This is a genomic window from Lactobacillus mulieris (genome assembly GCF_007095465.1).
Classification (GTDB): Bacteria; Bacillota; Bacilli; order Lactobacillales; family Lactobacillaceae; genus Lactobacillus; species Lactobacillus mulieris.
Window position 1 is genome coordinate 43609 of the sequence record NZ_SDGL01000007.1, and the last position, 22806, is coordinate 66414.

The following is a 22806-nucleotide window of genomic DNA, read 5'->3' on the forward strand; positions in this document are numbered from 1 at the left end:
TTCTAGCACTTTCTAACAACTAAAATAAGTAACAATCATATTTTGTTTATTTATAAATTATATTCTATATTATTTTTGAAAACGTTTTAGGAAGAGATGATATATATGATTTATACTCCTGCAATGACATGGGATGCACAATTTGATGTGATTGTAGTTGGATTTGGTGGTGCCGGGGCTGGTGCTGCTAGATTTGCGGCTGACAATGGCGCTCAAGTACTGTTAATTGACTCTGCCCCAGAAGGTCATGAAGGTGGGAACACAAGATATTCCGGAGGAGCCTTCGCATGGGGCTTAGACAGTAATAAACTTGCGGACTATTATAAGCAAACATACTATCCTTTTAAATACGATGTTCGTGCTTTAGATAGTTTTGTAAAGCATATTACACAAATGAAAGAATATGCCAAAAAATATTTCGATATTGATTCAGTCGCAACTGGGCGTCGTCCCAAGGGAGAGTATCCAGAATATAGAAATTCTGATGCAATGCAATCTCAAAGTATGAATAAAGGAATGTATAATGGTTTCTTTTGGAAACTACTGCGTAAAAAAGTTTATGAACGATTGGACAAGATAACTATCTGGTATGAATCACCTGCCATCCACTTAATTCAAGATTCAGGAACTAACACTACGTTAGGTGTCCAAATTAAGCGAAAAGGGCAAATTCGTAATATTCGAGCAAAAAATGGCGTCGTGCTTTCCTGTGGTGGCTTTGAAAACAATCAAGATATGGTCCAAAACTATTTAGGTCAAGGTTCTCTCGCACCAATTGGAACTTTATATAACCAAGGAAAAGGAATTGACTTAGCTGTTGAAGCAAATGCCCGTTTATGGCATATGTCAAATTATGACTCTCATGGTCTTTCACTTAGAAATGGTGATGCTAGAGAAAAATTTGCTTATATGATTAATTGGGAATCATTGTTTAACGGTAGCATTTTTGTAGCCGGAGACGATGGGACTCGTTATTTCAGAGAAGATGAAGAAGATCGTCATGGATACAAATATAATCATGGAAATTGGATTATGATTCCTAATCAAAATCATCCTCACATCATTATGGATCAAGCACAATACGCTCAATTAAATAATGATACTTCAGCAAAATCTGTACAAATTAAAGAATTACTTTCTTATGCAATCAAGGCTGACAGTATTGATCAATTATCAAAATTAATTAATGCACCATTATTGTCACAAGCTGTTGAAGATTTTAACTTCCTAGTAAATAACAAAAAAAGAGATATGTTCTTAAACCGTAATATTAATACTATGCGCGCATTTGGGGATGGTCCGTATTATGCTATCAAAGTTAGACATAATATTCTACACACCCATGGTGGTGCACAAAGAAATGAAAAATGCGAAGTTATTGATATAAATGGTAATCCAATTCCTCATCTTTATGAAGCTGGTGAATTGGGCGATATTTTCGCTACTAAATATTTAGGTGCAAATAGTATCGCTGACTTATTAATTTCTGGAAAAATTGCCGGTGAGAATGCTGCTCGCACTAGGAAATTAACACCTACCGTAGATGCTGTTACAGGAGCTTCTCTTATACCAGAACTGCATTCAGACGCAAAAATTACAGCAACTAATTACGAAACTGCTGATAATCAATCAATTGGGATTAGCAATAACGGTATCAGCGATTTTCCAATTGTAGTACGATTAACTGGAAATAAAAATAAGCTTGAGAAAATTGAGGTTTTGCAACAAAAAGAATCTCCTGATGTTGGTGGACTTGCAATTCCTAAATTAACTAAGGCAATGCTTCAAAATAACACCGTTGACGTTGACAGCATCTCAGGAGCAAGTGCAACTAGTGGAGCTTTAAAAGAGGCTGTAAAAGAAGCATGGAATAAGTTAGATTAAGATTTTATTTTTTGAATTATTTCCAAACACGCTTTCTGAAATTCATTCGGGATTGCATTTTCGCGTAAACCTAGACATTGATAAACATATTGTTTTTGACTAGGAATCAGTGGAACAGCGACCACACCTGGAATATTTTTAACAGTAGAATTCATCAAATACGCAACCCCCATGTTGTTTCTAACTAATTCTAGTGTTGCATCAATGCTATCGACAATCAGCCTTTTTTGAGGGTGAAAATTAATTTTTGCAAATATTCGATCAAGTGCTGTGCGTGATAAAAAACGCTTATGACGCATAATCAAAGGAATAGTACCAATAGTAAAAAAATCAATTTCTGATTTTTTGGCTAGTTCAGATGATGCTGGAACAATCAATTGATATTCATGCTTTTGCAGGACAACTGATTTAATTCCTTTAATATATTCATCCGTTAATCGTGAAAAAATAATAGCATCGTATTTTCCTTCTAGAATATGACCTTCTAGCAAGTGTGAATTTTCCTGATATGTCTCAACATGCGCTAACAAGTTACCTTGATTAAGTTTAGTTATAATCGCTGGTAATAAAAGACTTCCTGCCAGTTCTGAATATGCTAGCTTAAATTGATTTTTGCTTGCTCTTTTAGCATCCACTTTCATTGTGGTTTCTATGCGAACGAGCTCTTTAGCTGCTCGATAAACCACTTTTCCAGCATTAGTAATATGTAGGCTAGAATTACTCCCCTTTTTTATAAATAGTTTCGTACCAATCCCTTTTTCTAGTCTTTTTACCATCGCTGAAATTGCTGGTTGAGTTATTCCAAAAAATTGTGCTGTTTTAACATAGCTTTTACATTCAACCAATTTTATAAAGTATAAATAATCTTTTGTCTCCAATTGTCATCACCATAAATAATTTTTATTTGTTAATAATTTATATTTATCTAACATTTTATAACTAACTTTTCAAAAAAGCACTTTATTTCACCTTTGTATATATACTGTTATTTACTTGCATTTATTAAATTAAGCGATTACAAATTATGGTTGACAAAAATTATTCTTATTGTTACGTTTCATTTGAAATCATCAAAGATAAATATTATTTATTAATAGAAAGTGTAACAGACAATGAAAGTAAAAGAATGGGATGCAAATTACGATGTTATCGTTCTAGGTTTTGGCGGAGCTGGTGCAACAGCTGCAAGATTTGCTGCTGATAATGGAGCTAAAGTACTCTTGGTTGACGCTGCTCCATTCGGTCATGAAGGTGGCAATACTAGATATTCTGCTCAACATGTAGCAATGGCTTATGATTTCGATAAATTAGTAAAATATTATCATAAGCTAGCTGCTCCATTTGCTATTCCCGAAAAGACTTTAGACACATACTTGCATGGCATGGTTAAAATGCCTGAATACTTTGAAAAATATTTAGATGTTAAAGCCTTTCAATGGTCAAGAGATGTTAAGTCAGGCGATAAATTAGATAAAAAAGATCATATGGCTGAATACCCTGAATATGATGGCTCAGAAACATTTGACTTTGCTTTAGTCCATAACCGTGACTTTGATGCTGCATTATGGAAATTACTTCGTAAAAGGGTATTAGATCGAAAAGAAAATATTGATGTCTGGCTTAACAGTGAAGCTAAAGATTTAATTCAGGATTCAGAAAAACGAGCAATTATTGGCGTTGCTATTGAAAGAAATCATCACTTGTACTATATCCATGCTAAAAATGGTGTTGTACTAGCAACAGGTGGATTTGAAAATAATAATCAACTCCAGCAAAACTTCCTTCATATAAGTCATTTGACTCCTTTCGGAACTTTATATAACAAAGGCGCGGGTGTCATTATGGCTGCAAAAGTTGGCGCACAATTATGGCATATGTCTAATTATGAATCTTTAGGAGTAATTCCTGGATATACCTTTGCAGAGGATGAAGGTCATCGCGGTCGCCAAATCGGTCATTGGAATTTACTTTATTCTGGATCAATCTTTGCAATTGCCGATGATGGAACTCGTTTTATGAAAGAAGATTCCAAATTTAGACATGGTCATATTTATACCCATGGCGATTATGTCATTCCGCATGCTTATGAAAACGCTTGGTTAGTAATGGATGAGGTACAAAAAGAAAAATTCGAAGCTGCAGAAAAAGAAGGTAAATTAAGATACCCTAACTTCTTAAAGAAATTAGTCTCTGCAAACAATGCTCAAGAATTAGCTGAAAAATTAGCAGTTCCTGCAAACAAGCTAAAAATGACCATTGCTAAATTTAATGATTTTGCTAACTCAGGAAATGATATTGAATTTTCCAGAAGTCCAGAAAATATGACAGCATTTAAGCCTGGACAACTTTTTGCAATCAAACTAGCACCAGCGATATTAAATACTCAAGGTGGACCTAGAAGAAATGAAAATGCTGAAATCGTAGATTGGTCAAACAAGCCAATTCCACATTTATACGGTGCCGGAGAATTAGGGGGTATTTGTATTAAGCGCTATCAAGGAGGCGGTAATTTAGCTGAATGTTTAATTTTTGGTAAGTTAGCAGGTCAAAATGCTGCAACTCCAAAAAGTGATACTGATAAAGTCATCATCTCAAAGCCTTTACCAAGAATTAATGATTTAGCTGACGGTGAAAAGAATCAAAATATCGAATTAGGTCCTAACCAATACTTAGGTTCAACCGAAGCAGGTATTGGAGGAAAAATAGTAGTTAGAGTTACTTATAGTGACCAAAAAATTAAAAATATTGAAGTTCTAGAAAGCCATGAAACTGAAGGAATTGGAGCTAAAGCAATTAAAGAACTTCCAAAAACGATAGTTGAAAATAATTCAACTAATGTTGATGCTGTTTCCGGAGCAAGTACAACTACAAGAGCTCTTAAAGAAGCAGTAAATCAAGCTATTAAAAAAGCTGATAAATAAATAATATTGGAGGAAAAAATGTTAGATAAATTTCAATGGAAAAAATGGATTTTACCATTAGCGCTTGGTATTATCATTTGGCTATTAACGTCATTTAAACCAGCTGAAATTAGTATTCCAGCTTGGCATTTATTTGCAATCTTTGTTGCTACTATCGCAGCATGTATTACTAAACCAGTACCGATGATGGTATCTACTTTAATTGCAGTAACAATTGCTACCTTAACTAAAATCTTCACTATGAAAGAAGTTACTGCTGGCTTTGGTAATGATACCTCATGGATGATTGTTATGTGTATGTTCTTAGCCGCAGGTTTTATTAAATCAGGTTTAGGTAAAAGAATTGCATATTTATTTGTTAAATCATTTGGTAAAAAAACTTTAGGTCTTGCTTATGCCTTATCAGCTGTTGAAACTGTCCTTGCAATTGGGATTCCAAGTAATAATGCGAGAGTAAATGGAATTATGTACCCAATTATTGATAATCTTTCAAAAGCTATGGGATCAAGCCCTGATGATAACACTCAAAACAAGATTGGTTCATTCCTAGTCTTTAACGAATACGAAGTTAATATTGTTACATCAACTATGTTTCTAACCGGTTTAGCCGGTAATATGATTGCGATTGGCTTAGCTAAGACACAAGGCATCGAAATCACCTGGATGGAATGGTTCCTTGCTGCAATCGTACCTGGATTAATTTCTTTAGTATTAATTCCATTTGTCCTATATAAGATTTATCCTCCAAAGGTTAAAGAAACACCTAATGCTAAATCATGGGCTGAAGACAAATTGGCTGAAATTGGTAAAATGACTCTTGCAGAAAAGATTATGGCTGCAGTATTTGTATTTGCAATCTTATTGTGGCTAGTTGGATCAAAATTTGGAATCAGCGCAACTGAAGTAAGTTTCATTGCTGTAGCTATTTTACTTATTACTGGTGTTATTAACGCTAAAGATTTATTAGGTCAAGGATTTGCTTGGAACATTTTAACTTGGCTTTCTATTTTCATGTTAATGTCACAAAAACTGATGAAGTTAGGTTTCTTCCCTTGGTTCTCAAAGACTTTAGGGACTATCTTACATGGTAGTAACTGGATTACAGTTTTAGTAATTTTATATCTAGCCTACTTCTATCTTCACTACTTATTCCCTTCAATTGCAACTCAAATTTCAGCTTTATATGCTGGTTTCCTATCAGTTGCACTTGCAGCAGGAGTTCCTCACTTAATCGCAGCATTAATGCTCGGTCTTTGCGGCTCACTTTATCTTTCAACTTCAACTTATAGTGCTGGTCCAGCTGCATTACTTTCAAGTACAGGATATGTTGCAAATAAAGATTGGTGGAAATTAAGTGCCATTATCGGTGTAATCCTCAACATAATCTGGTTAGGCGGTGGTCTACTTTGGACTAAAGTTCTTGGTATGTGGTAAAAAATTAATAAAACAAAAGCATTGGTAATAACAAAGGTTACCAATGCTTTTTGTGTTGCTATAAGGTTTTATTTTAAGTTCTGATGGATTATCTCACGAATTTCACCATCACTGAGGCTAAAATCAGAATCAACCGAATCTTTGATTGCTGAATATACTTCTGCTTCACTCATTTTAGATTGTGTACGTTTAAAGAATGTTACGAAAGCTCTTACCGTATTCTGATCTTTTCTACGTGCTTCTTGCTTGGTTCCTAATTCAATACCCTTCTCAACGCCACGTTTTTCAGCTACCGCAGTTTCCTCTTTCATCCGTAATTCTGCTGTTCTCATAAGATTTCTCCTTTTTGGATCATCATTGTATTCTTGAATTTGTGTCTGGATTTCTTTAAAAACTCCTGTTGCCTCTATTTTATCATCGTTCATCAACTTTTGGAGATTTAACAAATCGACATCTTCACTACCTGTACCTTTAGAATTAATAATGATATTCTCAGCATTGTTTTTTAGCTGAATACTCTTATCTTCATCATCATACAAGTGAAAACTATACCGCAGCTTACCTTTTCCAAACGGGTCAAAGGCACACAAGAAAATTAAATACGTTCTAGCAAGCGAAGTATACGGTTTTCCGCGGTCTAGAGTGTCTCTATCCATTGACGACTGGTAATACCGCATCCTTGGCCCAATGTCATGATTGTTATTTACTTGCACCTCGACATCGTACAAATTCCCTACCTTGTCTTTCACTGCAATATCGAGCCTGACAGATTTACTCCTTTTATCACTCTTGGTCCCAAGCTCTTTTTGCGCATCAATACTTTCTACCGATACCACATCTACATCCGGCAAAGCTGCCTGAATAATCGCCTTACAAAAACGTTTATTTTGCATAATACTGCCAAAAATCTCATCATTTGTAAAGCCATAGTATTTTTGGTTTTCTAGCATTTATTTTCCTCCAATATTTTTTGTACAATATAAAATACGAAAATAAACGCTGAAAAAATTTAAAAAGCTTTAACAGATATATTAATTGTCTTAGTCACTATGGTAGAGGTAAAATATAACTTGTGATGATTGCGCTTTCAAAAAGGAGAAAATGCTTCATGAGTTTTTATTATTCACTTCGCTTTATGCTCGATCCATACAATCCTTCAAAAGACAAAATTAATAAACTTCTACAGTTTGTACAACATGCTGATATTGATAACGTTTGCTTTTTTATCAGTGGCGAAGAGTTAAATCATGGTCATTTAATTTCTAGTGAAATTGATCAATGGTTAAAGCTAATCCAACCAATTAGCCAAGACCTCGCCCACCTTGGTGTAAGTACTAGTCTAAACCCATGGACAACAATCATGCACTCGGACCGTGGATTTAAAATTAATCCAGAATTAAAATTTCGCCCTTTCGTTGATTTAGATGGAAATTATGCTCAAAGTATGGCCTGCCCAGCAGATATTAATTGGGTTAATTATATTTCATCTTGCTATGCAAAATATGCTACCTTAAAACCTAAAGAGTTATGGCTAGAAGATGATTTTCGTCATTTCAACCATTCACCTCTAAATTTAATGTGCTTTTGTGACTATCATATGCAGCTTTATCAAGAAAAATTAGGATATAAAATTTCACGCACTGCCTTTGTAAATCAATTAATTTCGAACAAGCCGAGTCAGGCCAGAAAAATTTATCTTCAACAAGCCCGACAAGAAATGATTTTCGCTGCAAATCAAATTGAAAAAGCTGTTCATCGAATTTCCCCCAATACTAATTTAGCCCTAATGACTTCTGATCCTAATTGGCATGCGATAGAAGGACGTGACTGGGAGAAATTATTGAAAGCTTTAGCTGGAAAGAACCATCCAATCATTATCAGGCCACACTTACCAGCCTACAATGAAATTTCACCGCTTAAATATGGACGCTTATTAGAATACTACACACGTGCAACCTGTTCTAATCTTCCAGAAGCTGTGATTTTACCAGAATTAGAAAACTACATGTATTCACCTCTAGTAAAATCTAACAAATTTATCAAATTCCAACTAATGACCACTGCTATGTTTGGTGCAAGTGGAATCTTTCTTAATTTGTTCGACATGCTAGGAAACGGTATTAATAACACCTGGAACTATGCCAAATTATTAAAAGATGCCAAACCATTTCTCAAACAATTAGCCAAAACTAACTTTAACTTGAATTCCTTAAATGGCATAAAAATTTTAACAAACCAAAATAGCGTTTATCATCTTCAAAATTATTATTCAAAAGATATCAATGCACTTTTGCCACATGAAACCGGTTGGTCATTCATATCAGACTTAGGTTTTGCCACTACCATCATTGCAAATAAAAATAAATTTCAAAATGAAACCCTTGCCATTTCTGGGCAATTTTTAGAAAATCTCACTAATACTGAGATTAAAAATCTTATTAAGAATAATACTGTTTTGCTTGATGGAGAATGCGTCCAAGTCTTAATTCATCGCAAATTACAATATTTAATTAATATTGATAATGTGGAAATTTATAGACCTCGAACCGCCTATCAAGCATATGAAGTCGCTGATAATCAAATTATCGATAATATCAAAAATCCACGAATGACTATGCAACAACATATTGGAAATTATTATCAAATAAGCTACATCAATTCTAATAAAGTACACACAATTACAACCGTCCGAAACTATCGTGGACAAATTCTAGGTAAAGGAATTGCAATTATTGATAATCACATAATTATCCTCCCCACAGACTACAATCCAAAATACGGTTGGGAAGCTCAATATTCTACAATTAAACAGGGAATTTTCCAAGCAATTCTAGATATTCCACATTTGCAACAGATGCCGGGAGTAAAACTAAATTGTAGGGATAATTATTACCTTATCTCCAATTGTAGTTTAGATGATTACTCTAAAATCAAAATTTCAACTAAGATTAGAGCAAAAAAACTTACAATCTATTCGCAGAAAGGAAACAATACCTTTAAAAGAGATAATATAAATAACGCTTATGTTATCCCATACCACTTGAAGGGGTTAGAAACTATTTGTATCAAATTTACCGACTAATAAAAAGGCTATATTATCACCTACTATTGAGTAGCTATAATATAACCTTTTTTATTATTAATTATTTATCCTAAGACAGTTTCGATCTTTAACTTATCTTTCCAAGACTTAGCTCCTGTTAAAGCCTTGTTCAATCTTTCAATATTTTCACGACCATGAGTCTTGAGCCACTCCTTACCTGCTGTTTCTCCTTCTGCCGCAAATGGCTTAATGCTTGGCTTCCAAGTTGCTCGGCCACAAAGCACACCGTTGTAGTTTGCACCGACTTCATTGGCCATTTCAATTTCGGCAATGAATTCTTCACTAGTTACACCTGCTGAAAGGAAAATGTATGGCAAGTTAGTTGCTTTAGATTGTTCCTTTAAAAGCATCTTAGCTTCTGCTTGAGTATAAACTGTTTCTTCTCCAAAGCCTTCTACAAACTTAATATTGAATGGCATTTCAACCTTCAAAACAGACACATTGTATCTTGGCTTTGAAAACTCACGCATAGTTTCTATAACCTTGTGTGGCTTTACCTTAGCATATTCCTTACTCTTAACGTCACTCATATTAGCATCATATGTTAAGACTTCTAAGAATAATGGCAAATCATTGGCTTTTGCTTCTGCCCCAACTCTTTCAACAAAGGCATGCTTTTTTTCTAGTACCTTTTCATCTTCATCAGGATCATAGTAAACTAAGAACTTAATTCCGTCAGCACCTTCTTCTTTAAGACGCAAGCCGGATTGTTTTTCAATTAAATCTGGCATTCTACCAGGTTCAGTTGTATCATAGCCTGTTTTTTCATAAGCTAAGAGCAAGCCACAATTTGAATCACGTAACTTAGTTGCAGGTAAGCCATATTCTGGATCTGTCAAAATACCTGATGCATAAGAGGTCAAGATTGAGCTAATTGCTTTTTTATAATCAACAATAGTTGTTTCATCTGCAGGCTTATTAGCAGCTTCGGCAAGCATTCGCTTCAGTGAACCTCTTTGGTCAATAGCTAAGGCTGAAATAACACCATTTTCATTTGATAAATTGTCTAAATGTTTTGCGATTTCGGGATTGATATTCATATTTCTTTTTCTTTCTATATCTATGCTTTATATTCAGTAAACAACTTCTTAATTGCTGCTGGATCATTTGTTGCTTTCAATTTTTTAATAAAATCGGGATGAGTTAATAACTTAGCAGTATTTGAAAGATACTTCAAATGTTCATTACTATCTACTTGAGGAATCAAGAATGAAATCACAGTATCAATTGGCTTACCATCTAATGAATTCCAATCAATTGGCTTACGCAATTTCAAAATAATCATTGCTGATTCATTAATAGCTGCAGATTGAGCATGTGGGATTGCAAAACCATCGGTCATCCCAGTTGATCCTTCTTCTTCTCTTGCTAGATATCTGTCATAAACTTTCTTAGAATCGGTTGCCAATTGGTTTTTCACACTTAAATCTGCCAAATACTTTAAAGCGTCATCTCTTGACGTAAATTCAAGATCAGACTTAATATTGTTAATATTTAAAATTTCACTCGGATCATGGTCGTCTTCTTTTTGATTAACTTCAGTTATTTCTTCTTTAATATCTTCAGTATCCTCACCAGCTCCAAAAATATCTACTGACATTGAAGACTCTGAGTCCTTACCTTCAAACTTCTTAGCAATTAATGCAAGTAACACACCGGATATAAAAGCACCAATAACAATATATACAACCCAAAGAATTGGATGGTTAACTAAAGGCAAAATAATGAAACCACCATGAGGTGCTGGAACCTTGATTTTAGAAACATATGATAATGCAGCTGCAATTGCTGAACCAATCATAAATGCTGGAATATTCCATAATGGGTGTTTAGCTGCAAATGGAATAGCACCTTCAGTAATGTGAGTTGAACCTAATAAGAAGTTCACATAACCGGCAGTCCGTTCACTCTTGGAATATGATTTTCTGTTTAATAATACTGCGAAACCAGTAGCAAGTGGTGGAGCGATACATGCTGCTGAAACACCTGCCATAAAGTAGAAGTTACCTTGTGCAAGTAAAGCGGTACCAGTAACATAAGCAGCCTTGTTAACAGGACCACCGAAGTCAAAGGCACACATTGCCCCAACAATTAACCCTAAGACAATTGGATCTGAATTTTGAACACTCTTAAGCCAGTTCATAGCACTAACATTGATTGATTCAATCGGACCATTCAATAAGAACATAATAGTACCGGCAATCAACACACCTAAAACAGGATATAAGAAAATTGATTTCAAACCTCTAAATTGTTTGTCAGGTAATACTTTGAAGGCTTTTTGAAGTAAGAATACTACCAAAGCTGCAAGGTATCCGGCAATAATGCCGCCTAAGAAACCACCGCCACCTGCAAAGGTAATCATCCCTGCAGCAAAACCAACTACTAACCCACTTCTTTTAGCAAGTGCTTCCGCAATATAAGCTGCAAGTACTGGAACCATTAAGTTCATTGTGGTACTACCAACTTTATTTAAAGTAAAGGCTAATTGGTTGTATTGTGCATTCTTAGGATCAGCTGAATAAATTCCCCAGAGAAATGAAATAGCAATCAATACACCACCTGCTACCACAAAAGGTAACATGTGACTAATCCCATTCATTAGTGAGGTATACAGTTTCGTTCCAAAAGATTCTGATTTTTGTGAGTTATTGGACACTTTTGCAACTTGACCTGGTTTATAAATTGGTGTTGCTGGATTTAATGCTTTTTGAATTAATCCTTTTGGATCTTTAATGCCCTTTGCAACTGGAACAATAACCACTCTTTTTCCAGCAAATCGTTCTGCATCTACATCTACATCAGATGCAATTACAACACCTTTTGCTTCTTTTGCTTCTTTTATTTCTTCTGGACTTAAATCATTCTCAATCCCAGTTTGTCCATGGGTTTCAATTTTTATGGAATAACCTAATTCTTTTGCTGCTTTTTCTAGAGCTTCTTGCGCCATGAAGGTATGCGCAATTCCAGTTGCACAACCTGTGGCACCAACTAAATCATACTTTGGCATATTCTAAACTCCCCTTCTTAATTACGATTTGGTCCAGTAGTGAATCTAAATTTTCAAAATCAGTTAACCAAGTCTTGCTGGCAGTATCACTACCTGCAGCAATAGCATGCTTTAAAGCTTGTTCTTTGGTTTGTTTTTTGGCCAGATATCCTAAAAATGTTCCTAGCATTGTATCTCCAGCGCCAGCGGTATTCAAAACTTGAATTTTAGGAGCATTGCCGATAAGAATAGTATCATCAGAAACTAAAATTGCTCCTTCGCTCCCCCTCGAAATTAGAACGTTTTGACATCCCTGTTGTACAACTTTTTGAGCATAATGGATAATTTCTACTTCACTTAACTTTCTATTAATTCCAAACCAACTTGCTAATTCATCATCGTTTGGTTTTAGTAAAAATGGATGATATTTTAAGATGTCTTTGACAACAGGATAGCTTGAATCAACAATTAGTTTTACTTTTTTAGCTTCGCACAACATAGAGATATCAACTAAATAAGATTCATCAATTCCTGTTGAAAAGCTTCCTGATACTACTAGTGCATCATTTTCAACCAAATTATCTTCAAGTCTTTTTAGATATGCTTTCTGCAGTTCATGATTTATCTTAGGGCCAGGATTAACTTCCTTATATTCAACCCCTTGATTTAAAACCCGAGTAAATACATTTACTCTTGTAGGCTCATCTACTTGTAAAAATAATTCTCTAATTCCCTTATCTTTTAAACCTTGTCTGACAAAGTCTAAAGTGAATCCTCCACCAATACCGGTGGCAATCGAATCTACATCTAATTTTTTTAAGATAAAAGATACATTCACACCCTTACCATTTGGCTGTAATTCAAAGCTTTGGGTTCTATTTACCTTATTTGGTTCAAGTGATTGCGTTACAATTACTAAGTCAATTGCTGGATTTAATGTTGCTGTATAAATCAAAGGAACCCTCTCCTTTCTTCCTCATTACAGTTATAATTATATGTGTTAGAATTAGTAACGAATTTCCAAATTAAAGCGTTTTCACAGATGAATTGGAAAATTTTTACATTTTTTACATTATAGAAAGGTAACTTATGTCAACTACAGAGTTAAGCAATGCTGAACAACATTTATGGAATATCATTCAAGCTAATCCAGATAAAATAATCAAGATGTCGATTATTCAACTAAGTCAATTCGCCAATGTTTCAACTGCTACTGTTGTCAGAACTCTTAAAAAGATGGGCTATAATGGATTTTCATCTTATCGTGAATATCTACGTTTAAAGAAAAAGGCAACAGCTAAATTTGACGTAATCAATGATGCCGATGACAAAATCAAGGCTGTAATTACAAAAAATGAAGTTGAAATGAATAATACCCTGCATAATCTTAGTTATAACATGATTGAAGACAGTATCATGATGACTCGCCAAGCCAGTATGGTCTATATCTTTTGTCGTGGCTTTTCTGAGTTAATTGGGCAAGAACTGATGATAAAGTTACAACTGACTGGAAAATATGTTGAACTTCATTCTGATCCTAATATTATTCGGACTATTTCTAAAAAAATCAATTCACGTGCTATTGTGATTTTTATCACTCTAAACGGCCAAACTAAAGAATTGGTCGACTCTGGCAAAGAGTTAGCTAAACATGATGTTCCAACTATTACCTTTACTACCAATGCACACGGCGATATTCTACCTTATTCAACTCAAGCTTTTATCGGCTATAAATCTGAAATAAATTATTTTCCTGATTATGAGGTCAGATCTCGCTTGCCACTTCAAATAATGACTCGTATATTTTGTGATGCATATGCTGTTAGGATAAGTAATTTAAAATAGAAAAAAATACCAGCCTTATGGTTGGTATTTTTCAATAAGATTTGATTATATTTATTAATAATATATCTAATTAACTACTTTACTTTCATAATCCTAATTATGTTGGACCTATCTGCTTCTTCAAGCTTTAATTCAATATAATGAATCGTTTCTTCCAAATTTGGAATTGTTAAATATTCTAGTCCATTAACTCTACGTCTTGTTTTTTCAATTTCATCAGCCATTAGCTGGCATTTTTTTTCAACTTCTGCTAAGTGTAACATTTTATCAGCGATTAAATTCAACTCAGTAAAAGTTTTATCCATATCGCTATTGGAAGCTAAATAACTATAATTTAAATCTAAACTTTGTTTATTATCAGAAATATCAATAATCATTTTAGGGACTGTTACACTCATTACGTTTTCTTCTTCAATTATTAAACTTATCTCTTTACTAGGAGCTAAAAACAATTCATTTACTAATGAAGTATTTATTAATGCTTTAGCAGAAACAAAATCTTTTAAATTATTAGATAGTGATTTTTCTACCTCTTTGCGCAAACGATAATTTTCTTTTATGAGACTAATGAACTGCCTCATTAGTTCATCTCGCTTGTCTTTCAATAATTTATGGCCACGCTTGGCAGTAGTTAATCTTATCTTTAACTGATTTAGCTCCATTCTAGTTGGTTTAACATTCAATCGTGCCATAGTCTTATCCTTCTATTCATTATCTTGAGCCAATGACGGCAAATATTTATCTAACATATCATCTTTAATTCTCTTCAACTCTGTTCTTGGTAAAATTGATAAGAGTTTCCAACCTAAATTTAGAGTTTCTTCAATACTTCGATTAGTGTTGAATCCCTGATTAATATATTGTTCTTCGAACTCTTTAGTAAATTTGATATACAGTTTATCAGTCTCAGATAAAGCAGATTCTCCCAAAACCACAGCTAATTCTTCAACTTTTTTACCTTGTGCATATGCAGCAAACAATTGATTCATAGTTGCAGCATGGTCTTCTCTAGTTTTACCCTTACCGGAACCTTTATCTTTTAATCTTGATAATGAAGACAAAACATCAATTGGCGGGCAAAAACCTTTCTTATATAATTCGTGAGATAAGATTATTTGTCCTTCTGTAATATATCCTGTCAAGTCAGGAATAGGGTGCGTTATATCATCTTCAGGCATAGTTAAGATAGGGATTTGAGTTACTGACCCTTTTTTACCTACAATTCTACCTGCACGCTCATATAAAGTAGACAGATTAGTATACAGATATCCAGGATACCCTCTTCTTCCTGGAACTTCCCGTCGTGCAGCAGATACTTCACGCAAGGCCTCACAATAGTTCGTCATGTCAGTCATAATTACCAAAACATGCATATCTTTTTCAAATGCTAAGTATTCTGCTGTTGTCAAAGCAATTCTAGGTGTTGCTATTCTTTCAATTGCAGGGTCATTTGCAAGATTTATAAATAAAACGGACCTTTCAATCGCCCCTGTTTTACGTAAATCATTCATAAAGAATTCTGCTTCTTCAAACGTTATCCCCATTGCCGCAAAAACCACTGCAAAGTTTTCATCGGAATTTAAAACAGTAGCTTGTCTTGCGATTTGGGCTGCAAGTTCATTATGTGGCAATCCAGAACCTGAAAATACTGGTAATTTTTGTCCACGAACCAAAGTATTCAAATGGTCTATTGCAGAAATTCCAGTTTGAATAAATTCATCAGGATAATCACGGGAAACAGGATTGATTGCTTGACCATCTATATCTAAATATTTTTCGGCAAGTAAATCAGGTCCACCATCAATCGGTTTTCCCATACCATTAAATATTCGGCCAATCATATCTTCAGATACACCAACTTCTAATGGGTGTCCAGCAAATCTGATTTTTGCCTTCTTTAAATTAATACCACTAGATCCTTCAAATAATTGAACAATTGCTTTATCGCCATCTACTTCTAGTACTTGGCCTCTACGAATATCACCATTGTGTAGCTCTATTTCAACTAACTCATTATAATGTACGTCTTTTACCTTATCGACAATCATCAAGGGGCCTACAACTTCATTAGCAGTGCGATACTCTCTAATTACACTCATTATGAAAGTCCCCCCTTCTCTATAATTTCTTGAATTCTAGTTTTGATTTTAGGAGCCAACGCTTTTATTTCTTTTAAGTTCTCTTCAGAAACAAATTTACTTCTTGCAATTTTATCTCTAATTACAGTGGTCCCTTGCATTATTTCATTGAAATAAGCTCCTAATTCTAATGCTCGATTTCCCTCTTTAGCAAAAGTTAAAATATTGTTCATCATAGCTTCTTGCTTATCAAATGAAGAGTATGTATCAACCTCATCAAATGCATTTTGTTGTAAATAGTCTTCTCTAATTTGCTTAGCAACTTCCAAAGTCAGTTGTTCTTTTTCAGAAAGAGAATCAAAGCCAACTAATCTAACTATTTCTTCCAAATTTGCTTCTTTTTGCAAATATGTCATAGCTAAAGTTACTTTATGAGCCCAATTTTCTTTTTGTTTTTTATCAATGAATTTTCCAACTGCATCCATATAAAGTGAATAAGAGGTCAACCAATTAATGGCTGGGAAGTGTCGCTTTTGTGCTAACGGAGCATCTAATCCCCAAAACACCTTTACTATCCGCAAAGTATTTTGAGTAACAGGTTCAGAAATATCTCCACCCGGTGGCGAAACAGCACCTATAGCTGTTATTGTACCTTCTCTACCCGGAGATCCTAATACTTCTGCTCTACCTGCTCGTTCATAATATTGTGCAATTCTGCTTCCAAGATATGCTGGATAACCTTCATCCCCTGGCATTTCTTCAAGGCGTCCTGACATTTCTCTTAAAGCTTCAGCCCAACGTGAAGTCGAATCCGCCATAATTGCAACTGAATATCCCATATCTCTAAAGTATTCAGCAATAGTAATACCGGTATAAATTGAAGCTTCTCTCGCTGCCACAGGCATATTAGAAGTATTGGCAATAAGTACCGTTCTTTCCATAATAGATTCACCAGTTGAGGGATCTTTTAGTTCAGGAAATTCATTCAATACATTTGTCATCTCATTACCACGTTCACCACAACCTACATAGATAACAATATCTACATTTGCATACTTGGCAATCTGATGTTGTACTACAGTTTTCCCGGCTCCAAATGGTCCTGGTACAGCTGCTGCTCCACCTTTAGTTACAGGGAAAAATGTATCAATTACTCTTTGTCCAGTAATAAGTGGTTCAACAGGAACTAATCTTTTTGCAATGGGTCTAGGTTTACGTACTGGCCATTTTTGCATTAATTTACCATTATAAATTTCACCGTCAGTTTTTCTAATAGTGTATAGAGGTTCATCCACTGTAAATTCTCCATCACTAATTTGCTCAAGAACTCCATCAATTCCATTAGGAACCATTATCTTATGATTAATAATTTTGGTTTCTTGCACACTGCCTAAGATATCACCAGGATGAACTGTTTCACCTACTTTAACTTGAGATACAAAAGTCCATTTCTTATTTCGATCCAAACTAAGAACATTAACTCCTCTTAATAAGAAATCACTCTTAGTCTGTTGTTTAAATCTATCCAAGGGTCTTTGAATCCCATCAAACATTTCTGACAACAAACCAGGACCTAATTCAACAGATAATGGATGTCCAGTAGTTACTACCGGTTCACCAGGAGCTAACCCTGAGGTTTCTTCATAAACTTGAATTGAAGCTTGATCATTCTTCATTTCAATAATTTCACCAATTAAGCCCAGATGTCCAACATGACAAATATCTTGAATATTTGCATCTTCCATCCCTGTTGCAACTACTAATGGCCCTGAGATTTTTATAATTGTTCCTTCCTTAAACTTGCTCCACCTCACTTTTAAAGAATATTTTGTCCTACAGCTTTTTCGACATTTTCTTCAACTTGCTTCAATGCTATTTGCTTACTACCATCTTGAGTCGGAATCAAAATCAGCGCTGGGACTATTTTTTTATCATAATAAGCTATTGTTTCAGGAATTATCTCAGCTATATCTTCTGTGATATAGATAATTCCATAGTTTTCATGAGCTAGCTTTCTAATTAAGTTAGGCGCTTCATTAGGTAAAGAAATAGGATAAGTATCAAAGCCAATTATTCTAAATGGTAAAATAACATCTTGTTTGCCAATTACGCCTACTTTATATTTTCTATTTTCCATAAATTGGCCTCAATCTTTCTTGTATTTCTTTCTCAGGTAGATGGTTCTGAATACCTGAAATAATAATTCTCAAATTTTCACCTTCAAAATTGCACCGTAAAAGATAGCGAGCCAGCTGAATTGAACTATCAATATCTGTATTTGCAGTTTCAAATAGTTTAAATTTCAATAAGTCAATCAAATATTCTAATTCTGAAATGGTAATAGTATTGGAACGTATTTTCTCCTCATAAGCTAAGACTTCTGAACCAATATCTTGATTTACATGACCCAACCAATCAATAAGTCGATTATTTTTAACTAAATTTATTAATTCTTTAGCTGGCATAGTCCCTTCATCAGATAAATATTGATATATTGCATTTTCACTTTTATTTAAAGCCAATCCTCTTTTAATAGTACAGACATTATAAAAATCAATTATCAAATTTACATACTTTTGATAAATTACATCCATATCTTCCGATATTTTTTTTAAATGTTTGAAATAGGCTAAATCGACACCTATTTCGATAATAGGTAATTTTTTATAAGTTTGATACTCTTCCCAAATTGAAGAAATTTCACTAGTAATATCTTTTGAAAAATAATCAGATTGTAATGTATTAACTAAATAATTGGACTCATCTAATACATCTGACTCTAACTTGATTAATGAATTACTAAAATCTTTATTTAAAGCTTTTGCCATCATCAAAACTTTAAAATTATGAAATAAGTATCTTGCGGAAAATAGTGATACAACAGCTTTACTTGGACTTTCTTTAAAGGCCCAATTATATTCATTTATCAAATGAAAAAGCAACTTACTATCAAGCTTTTCTAAATTACTAAAGTCCTTAAACTCAAATCCATATGAAGTATTGGTAAGTAATGTAAATATTTGTTCATTAGTTTTAGCATATATTAACTTATTAAAAAGCTCATTTGATATCAGCTTTTGTTCTTTAACTGCTATAGTCGTATTGATTAAAGCAAAACTTTTTTCTCCCATAATCTTCCCTTTCTACCCAATAGGTTAGCTAGCAAAGATTTTATTAGCAATTTGAGAACTTTCTGCCTTAAAAATTGCATTAATCAAGTCTCGATATAAGTAATTATCATCTATATTATCTTTAGAAATTACTAAGCCATATTCATTTGAAAGTATCTTTTTAGAAAAAATCAATGTTTCAAATTTATTTTGTAACTCAGCTATGTTTTCTTTGCCTAATTTATGCAGTGTTTTTTCACCGAAAATAACAGAGTAAGGCCCTTGATATTTTTTCAAGATTTCGCATATAAAATTCTTCTCTTCATCAACTGTCCAATTACACATTTTTTTAAATGCATCTTCAAAAAGTTCTTTTAAAATTGTTTGTTTAGCTAATAAAGTAGATTGCCTTTTTTTATTAATTATTTGTTGATATTCCGCTTGATAACTTTGATTAAGTTCTTTACTTTTTTGAAGCAAAAAATCTTGTTTACGAGTTATCAATTTTTTCTTTTCTGCTTCTAAATCTGACTCTATTTTTTGCAACGAAGTGAATAATTGTTGCTTGTTTTCTTCTTCTACTTGACTTAAAATTGAGTCTTTTAAATCCTTAATTTCTGTCATGGGGCTTCCTCCCATAAGTTGTAACTAAACCTTTAAGGTTAAAATGAATGAAATAACGAATGCTAAAATCGCATAGGTTTCAACCATTGCAGCTAAGATAGCACCTTTCATGAATTCTTTAGGTCTTTTGTCTAAGATTTGCATCCCAGCAACAGAAACATTACCTTGGTGTTTGGCTGAAAAATATCCTACTAAAGCAATTGGCAATGCCGCAAAGAAGTATCCTACCCCTTTTTCAACTGCCATCCCTGGTGTAAGTTGAAGCCAGATTAAGATTCCAATTACAAAGCCATAAAGGCCTTGAGTACCAGGTAGCAATTGTAAGATTAAAGCTGAAGCAAATTTTTCAGGTTGTTCTTTTAACAATGCCGCTGCTGCTTGTCCAGCACGTCCAACTCCCAAAGCTGATCCCATTCCACTAAATCCAACTGCCATAAAAATTCCTAATGATGCAAAAAATGCACCACCATATGTTGAAAAGTAACGAGCTAACTGTTCCATTTATTTATCCTCCGTTTGATTCTTAATATTGATATATTTTTCTGTTGGCTTTAAAGGAGTAAATGGTTGACCTCCTCCTTCATAAAACTTGCCAAAAAATTCCACAAAAATTAACCTTGCACCATGTACATAGCCTGATAATAGTGATAAGAACAGATTGATTGCATGTAGCAAAACAAAAATCACTACACCAATTGTAAATTTCGATATTCCAGGAAATAGTCCAACAATCAAATTAAAAGCTGAACCGATACTTGCACCAGATAAGCCTAAAGCCATTAATCTAGTAAAACTTACTAAATCTCCAACAAATGAGGAAATATCATACAAGTTGAATAGACCTTTACCCAATCCTGCTATACTCTTAGTTTGTATTACTGAAACAATAATAATTGCAATACCATTACTTATCGCAAGCCATTTACCTATTTCCGTTAGTATTGCATACTGCTTAAATATTGAGCCGATTGCCAATAAAAACAAACCAATCAAAATCAAACACCAAGCAAATCCAGAATTATAAGCATCAGCATAGTTTTTTTCACTAACTTTCTGTAAACCACCCAAAAATAGACCACTAATCACAGTAATAAATCCAAAAATCACCGATAAAATCAAAATCGACATAACATCAGTACTAGTAGATAAAACATGGAAAGGTAATTCATAACCAAAGAATGATCCATAAATTAGTCCCCATATACAAACTGAAATTGCTAAAATATTGAAAAACTTGAAAAATCTTGCTGTCTTCTTAGGTAAGTAGAACAATTTTTGTGCAAATAATGTTAATAAAAACAATAATAGTCCATAACCTAAATCTGCAACCATCATTCCAAAAAAAGTGAAATAAAACGGGGCTAAGTAAGGTGTTGGATCTTTTTCGTTATATTTTGGCAAAGCATACATTTCTGTAACAAGCTCAAAAGGCTTTATTAGAGATTTGTTACGCAATTTAACTGGTATTTCTTCCTGGCTGCTATTATCTTTCACTTCAATAACTTCAACTGAATACTTATATTTAGATGCTATTATCGTTTTAAGTCTTGATAAATTATCAGACTCAATCCACCCTTCCAAACCTGCTAGATGCGGTGTACTTACCATAGATTTTTTTGCTTGCTCTCTAGTTTGCTTTGCCAACAAAAAATCAATTTGTTTACAAAACATTTGTAGCTCTATATTATATTTTTCTAGTTTAGAAATAATTGCTTGCTTTTCAGTCTTAAGTTGCTCATCTTTAGTTTTTATTTTCTGAATTTTATCTTTTGGTAAAATCTCATCTTGATAATCAAACTTCGAAAAATCTATTTTTTCCAAAAAATATTTTTGATTCTTCTGATAAAAACAAATTACCCCATATTCTTTGCTTGACTCAAAAATTATTTGATACTTTATTTCTGGATTCTGATTTAGTAAATTTATCTTGCGATTATCATCTGTTTTAGGAATAGTTCCTATTTGTGCATGAAAATGTTGAAATTTTCCCAAATCTTTCGGTAGAAAGTCTAACTTTTCCCATTTAGCAAGATTTTTAAGTACCGAATCATCCTTTAATAGTTCCTGATTAATTTGTTTAAGCCTAGTAATCTTATCAGTGATACTTTCTTGTAATTGATTTGCTTTACCACTTTTGCCAAAAACCATTAGTTCATTAAACGTCATGGTTTTTGGAGGGGTTCGAAGTTTCTTAATGGTTCCAAGAGTTGGTAAGTACTTTTTTAACTGTTCTATTAATTGTTCAAATTGATCTTCTTGATTAGTTAAATATTGAATTGCATCATCTTCTATCAAATAATCCGCGCTTTTCAAATCTTTGCTAATCTTAATGCGGGGAGTTGAGATCTTTTTACTAGCAAAGGCTTCTTTCCAATTAGACTGTTCTTTTAAGTCTTGAATTTGAACATATTTAGTACTCTGTAAAAGCTCAATAATAGAATCCAAATATTTATAGGGAAGTAGAACAGCTATTTTTGTCATTTTACTAACTGCCATAATTATCAATCACCCTATTCACAATTTTGATAATAAATTTATCTTTTTTCTGTAATGATACTTGTCTTATTTTCTCTTGATTTTCTTCAATATTTTGCTTCACTTCCTTTTCTAAATTTGCTTTTTTCTGTTCCAATTCTGCTTTCAAATCTGCCAATTTTTGGCTATTTTCTTTATCTAGTGATTCACTTAATTCTTCTAATTCAAGCTTTGCTTTTTCTTTTGCATCTTTCACTTTTTGGTCATAGTCATCACTGATAGATTGAGCTTCATTTTCAATCTTCAGCATCTTGTCATATAGTGAATCCGTCATTTTTATTCC

General features: G+C 33.6%; 19 protein-coding genes. 5 read left to right on the top strand and 14 right to left on the bottom strand.

Features of this window, described 5'->3' with window-relative positions:
* Positions 1-105: 105 nt before the first annotated feature.
* Positions 106-1884 carry an FAD-binding protein gene (locus ETI37_RS04145; RefSeq protein WP_143458438.1) on the top strand — a complete coding sequence of 593 codons (1779 nt, stop codon included), beginning with the start codon at positions 106-108 and terminating at the stop codon, positions 1882-1884.
* Here ETI37_RS04145 and ETI37_RS04150 read toward each other — a convergent pair.
* The gene (locus ETI37_RS04150; RefSeq protein WP_143458437.1) at positions 1881-2762 is read right to left on the bottom strand and encodes a LysR family transcriptional regulator; all 882 of its coding nucleotides are present in this window, start codon (positions 2760-2762) and stop codon (positions 1881-1883) included. The genes ETI37_RS04145 and ETI37_RS04150 overlap by 4 nt on opposite strands.
* A 234-nt stretch (positions 2763-2996) precedes the next feature.
* Here ETI37_RS04150 and ETI37_RS04155 point away from each other — a divergent pair, with 234 nt between their 5' ends.
* Positions 2997-4805 (top strand): FAD-dependent oxidoreductase, encoded by a 1809-nt coding sequence (locus ETI37_RS04155; RefSeq protein WP_143458436.1) that lies wholly within the window; start codon positions 2997-2999, stop codon positions 4803-4805.
* 18 nt (positions 4806-4823) lie between these two features.
* Entirely contained in the window at positions 4824-6239 is a 1416-nt protein-coding gene (locus ETI37_RS04160; protein WP_143458435.1) for a DASS family sodium-coupled anion symporter, read from the top strand.
* 68 nt (positions 6240-6307) lie between these two features.
* Here ETI37_RS04160 and ETI37_RS04165 read toward each other — a convergent pair whose 3' ends face one another.
* Positions 6308-7189, bottom strand: a complete 882-nt coding sequence (locus ETI37_RS04165) for an Rpn family recombination-promoting nuclease/putative transposase (RefSeq protein WP_143458434.1) — start codon at positions 7187-7189, stop codon at positions 6308-6310.
* A 158-nt stretch (positions 7190-7347) separates the two neighbouring features.
* On the opposite strand from ETI37_RS04165, the gene ETI37_RS04170 reads away from it, so the two are divergent.
* Entirely contained in the window at positions 7348-9321 is a 1974-nt protein-coding gene (locus tag ETI37_RS04170; RefSeq protein ID WP_143458433.1) for a hypothetical protein, read from the top strand.
* 65 nt (positions 9322-9386) lie between these two features.
* Here ETI37_RS04170 and ETI37_RS04175 read toward each other — a convergent pair whose 3' ends face one another.
* From ETI37_RS04175 to pfkB, 3 genes are read right to left on the bottom strand one after another with little or no spacing between them, the layout of a single operon-like run.
* Positions 9387-10382 carry a tagatose 1,6-diphosphate aldolase gene (locus tag ETI37_RS04175; RefSeq protein ID WP_143458432.1) on the bottom strand — a complete coding sequence of 332 codons (996 nt, stop codon included), beginning with the start codon at positions 10380-10382 and terminating at the stop codon, positions 9387-9389.
* A 20-nt stretch (positions 10383-10402) separates the two neighbouring features.
* Positions 10403-12352 carry a fructose-specific PTS transporter subunit EIIC gene (locus ETI37_RS04180; RefSeq protein WP_143458431.1) on the bottom strand — a complete coding sequence of 650 codons (1950 nt, stop codon included), beginning with the start codon at positions 12350-12352 and terminating at the stop codon, positions 10403-10405.
* Positions 12339-13286 carry a 1-phosphofructokinase gene (gene pfkB / locus ETI37_RS04185; RefSeq protein WP_143458430.1) on the bottom strand — a complete coding sequence of 316 codons (948 nt, stop codon included), beginning with the start codon at positions 13284-13286 and terminating at the stop codon, positions 12339-12341. Before pfkB ends, ETI37_RS04180 begins: the two co-directional genes overlap by 14 nt.
* Positions 13287-13420: 134 nt before the next feature.
* Here pfkB and ETI37_RS04190 point away from each other — a divergent pair, with 134 nt between their 5' ends.
* On the top strand, positions 13421-14176 hold the full coding sequence (locus ETI37_RS04190; protein ID WP_143458429.1) for a MurR/RpiR family transcriptional regulator: 756 nt from the start codon (positions 13421-13423) through the stop codon (positions 14174-14176).
* Positions 14177-14250: 74 nt separating this feature from the next.
* Here the strand turns inward: ETI37_RS04190 and ETI37_RS04195 are convergent, their stop codons facing one another.
* Genes ETI37_RS04195 through ETI37_RS04235 form a run of 9 tightly spaced genes read right to left on the bottom strand, consistent with a single transcriptional unit; the run spans position 14251 to position 22797 of the window.
* Positions 14251-14868, bottom strand: a complete 618-nt coding sequence (locus ETI37_RS04195; RefSeq protein WP_143458428.1) for a V-type ATP synthase subunit D — start codon at positions 14866-14868, stop codon at positions 14251-14253.
* Between the two features lie 12 nt (positions 14869-14880).
* On the bottom strand, positions 14881-16275 hold the full coding sequence (locus ETI37_RS04200) for a V-type ATP synthase subunit B (protein ID WP_143458427.1): 1395 nt from the start codon (positions 16273-16275) through the stop codon (positions 14881-14883).
* Positions 16275-18068, bottom strand: coding sequence for a V-type ATP synthase subunit A (locus tag ETI37_RS04205; protein ID WP_143458426.1), 1794 nt, complete (start codon positions 18066-18068; stop codon positions 16275-16277). The genes ETI37_RS04200 and ETI37_RS04205 overlap by 1 nt, the downstream gene beginning before the upstream one ends.
* A gap of 2 nt (positions 18069-18070) precedes the next feature.
* Positions 18071-18391 (bottom strand): V-type ATP synthase subunit F, encoded by a 321-nt coding sequence (locus tag ETI37_RS04210; protein WP_143458425.1) that lies wholly within the window; start codon positions 18389-18391, stop codon positions 18071-18073.
* Positions 18381-19385 (bottom strand): V-type ATPase subunit, encoded by a 1005-nt coding sequence (locus ETI37_RS04215; protein ID WP_143458424.1) that lies wholly within the window; start codon positions 19383-19385, stop codon positions 18381-18383. The genes ETI37_RS04210 and ETI37_RS04215 overlap by 11 nt, the downstream gene beginning before the upstream one ends.
* A 24-nt stretch (positions 19386-19409) precedes the next feature.
* On the bottom strand, positions 19410-19988 hold the full coding sequence (locus tag ETI37_RS04220) for a hypothetical protein (RefSeq protein ID WP_143458423.1): 579 nt from the start codon (positions 19986-19988) through the stop codon (positions 19410-19412).
* 24 nt (positions 19989-20012) lie between these two features.
* The gene (locus ETI37_RS04225; protein ID WP_143458422.1) at positions 20013-20489 is read right to left on the bottom strand and encodes a V-type ATP synthase subunit K; all 477 of its coding nucleotides are present in this window, start codon (positions 20487-20489) and stop codon (positions 20013-20015) included.
* Complete coding sequence (locus ETI37_RS04230; RefSeq protein WP_143458421.1) at positions 20490-22484, bottom strand: V-type ATP synthase subunit I; 1995 nt, start codon at positions 22482-22484, stop codon at positions 20490-20492.
* Positions 22474-22797 carry a hypothetical protein gene (locus tag ETI37_RS04235; protein ID WP_143458420.1) on the bottom strand — a complete coding sequence of 108 codons (324 nt, stop codon included), beginning with the start codon at positions 22795-22797 and terminating at the stop codon, positions 22474-22476. The genes ETI37_RS04230 and ETI37_RS04235 overlap by 11 nt, the downstream gene beginning before the upstream one ends.
* Positions 22798-22806 lie beyond the last annotated feature (9 nt).

What these genes read in the sequence shown, in the direction of transcription:
- ETI37_RS04225 (WP_143458422.1), bottom strand. Translation starts at nt 20,489, where the DNA reads ATGGAACAGTTAGCTCGTTACTTTTCAACATATGGTGGTGCATTTTTT.
- ETI37_RS04220 (WP_143458423.1), bottom strand. Translation starts at nt 19,988, where the DNA reads ATGACAGAAATTAAGGATTTAAAAGACTCAATTTTAAGTCAAGTAGAA.
- ETI37_RS04190 (WP_143458429.1), top strand. Translation starts at nt 13,421, where the DNA reads ATGTCAACTACAGAGTTAAGCAATGCTGAACAACATTTATGGAATATC.
- ETI37_RS04180 (WP_143458431.1), bottom strand. Translation starts at nt 12,352, where the DNA reads ATGCCAAAGTATGATTTAGTTGGTGCCACAGGTTGTGCAACTGGAATT.
- ETI37_RS04210 (WP_143458425.1), bottom strand. Translation starts at nt 18,391, where the DNA reads ATGGAAAATAGAAAATATAAAGTAGGCGTAATTGGCAAACAAGATGTT.
- ETI37_RS04145 (WP_143458438.1), top strand. Translation starts at nt 106, where the DNA reads ATGATTTATACTCCTGCAATGACATGGGATGCACAATTTGATGTGATT.
- ETI37_RS04195 (WP_143458428.1), bottom strand. Translation starts at nt 14,868, where the DNA reads ATGGCACGATTGAATGTTAAACCAACTAGAATGGAGCTAAATCAGTTA.
- ETI37_RS04215 (WP_143458424.1), bottom strand. Translation starts at nt 19,385, where the DNA reads ATGGGAGAAAAAAGTTTTGCTTTAATCAATACGACTATAGCAGTTAAA.
- ETI37_RS04200 (WP_143458427.1), bottom strand. Translation starts at nt 16,275, where the DNA reads ATGAGTGTAATTAGAGAGTATCGCACTGCTAATGAAGTTGTAGGCCCC.
- ETI37_RS04230 (WP_143458421.1), bottom strand. Translation starts at nt 22,484, where the DNA reads ATGGCAGTTAGTAAAATGACAAAAATAGCTGTTCTACTTCCCTATAAA.
- ETI37_RS04160 (WP_143458435.1), top strand. Translation starts at nt 4,824, where the DNA reads ATGTTAGATAAATTTCAATGGAAAAAATGGATTTTACCATTAGCGCTT.
- ETI37_RS04170 (WP_143458433.1), top strand. Translation starts at nt 7,348, where the DNA reads ATGAGTTTTTATTATTCACTTCGCTTTATGCTCGATCCATACAATCCT.
- ETI37_RS04175 (WP_143458432.1), bottom strand. Translation starts at nt 10,382, where the DNA reads ATGAATATCAATCCCGAAATCGCAAAACATTTAGACAATTTATCAAAT.
- ETI37_RS04165 (WP_143458434.1), bottom strand. Translation starts at nt 7,189, where the DNA reads ATGCTAGAAAACCAAAAATACTATGGCTTTACAAATGATGAGATTTTT.
- ETI37_RS04235 (WP_143458420.1), bottom strand. Translation starts at nt 22,797, where the DNA reads ATGACGGATTCACTATATGACAAGATGCTGAAGATTGAAAATGAAGCT.
- ETI37_RS04155 (WP_143458436.1), top strand. Translation starts at nt 2,997, where the DNA reads ATGAAAGTAAAAGAATGGGATGCAAATTACGATGTTATCGTTCTAGGT.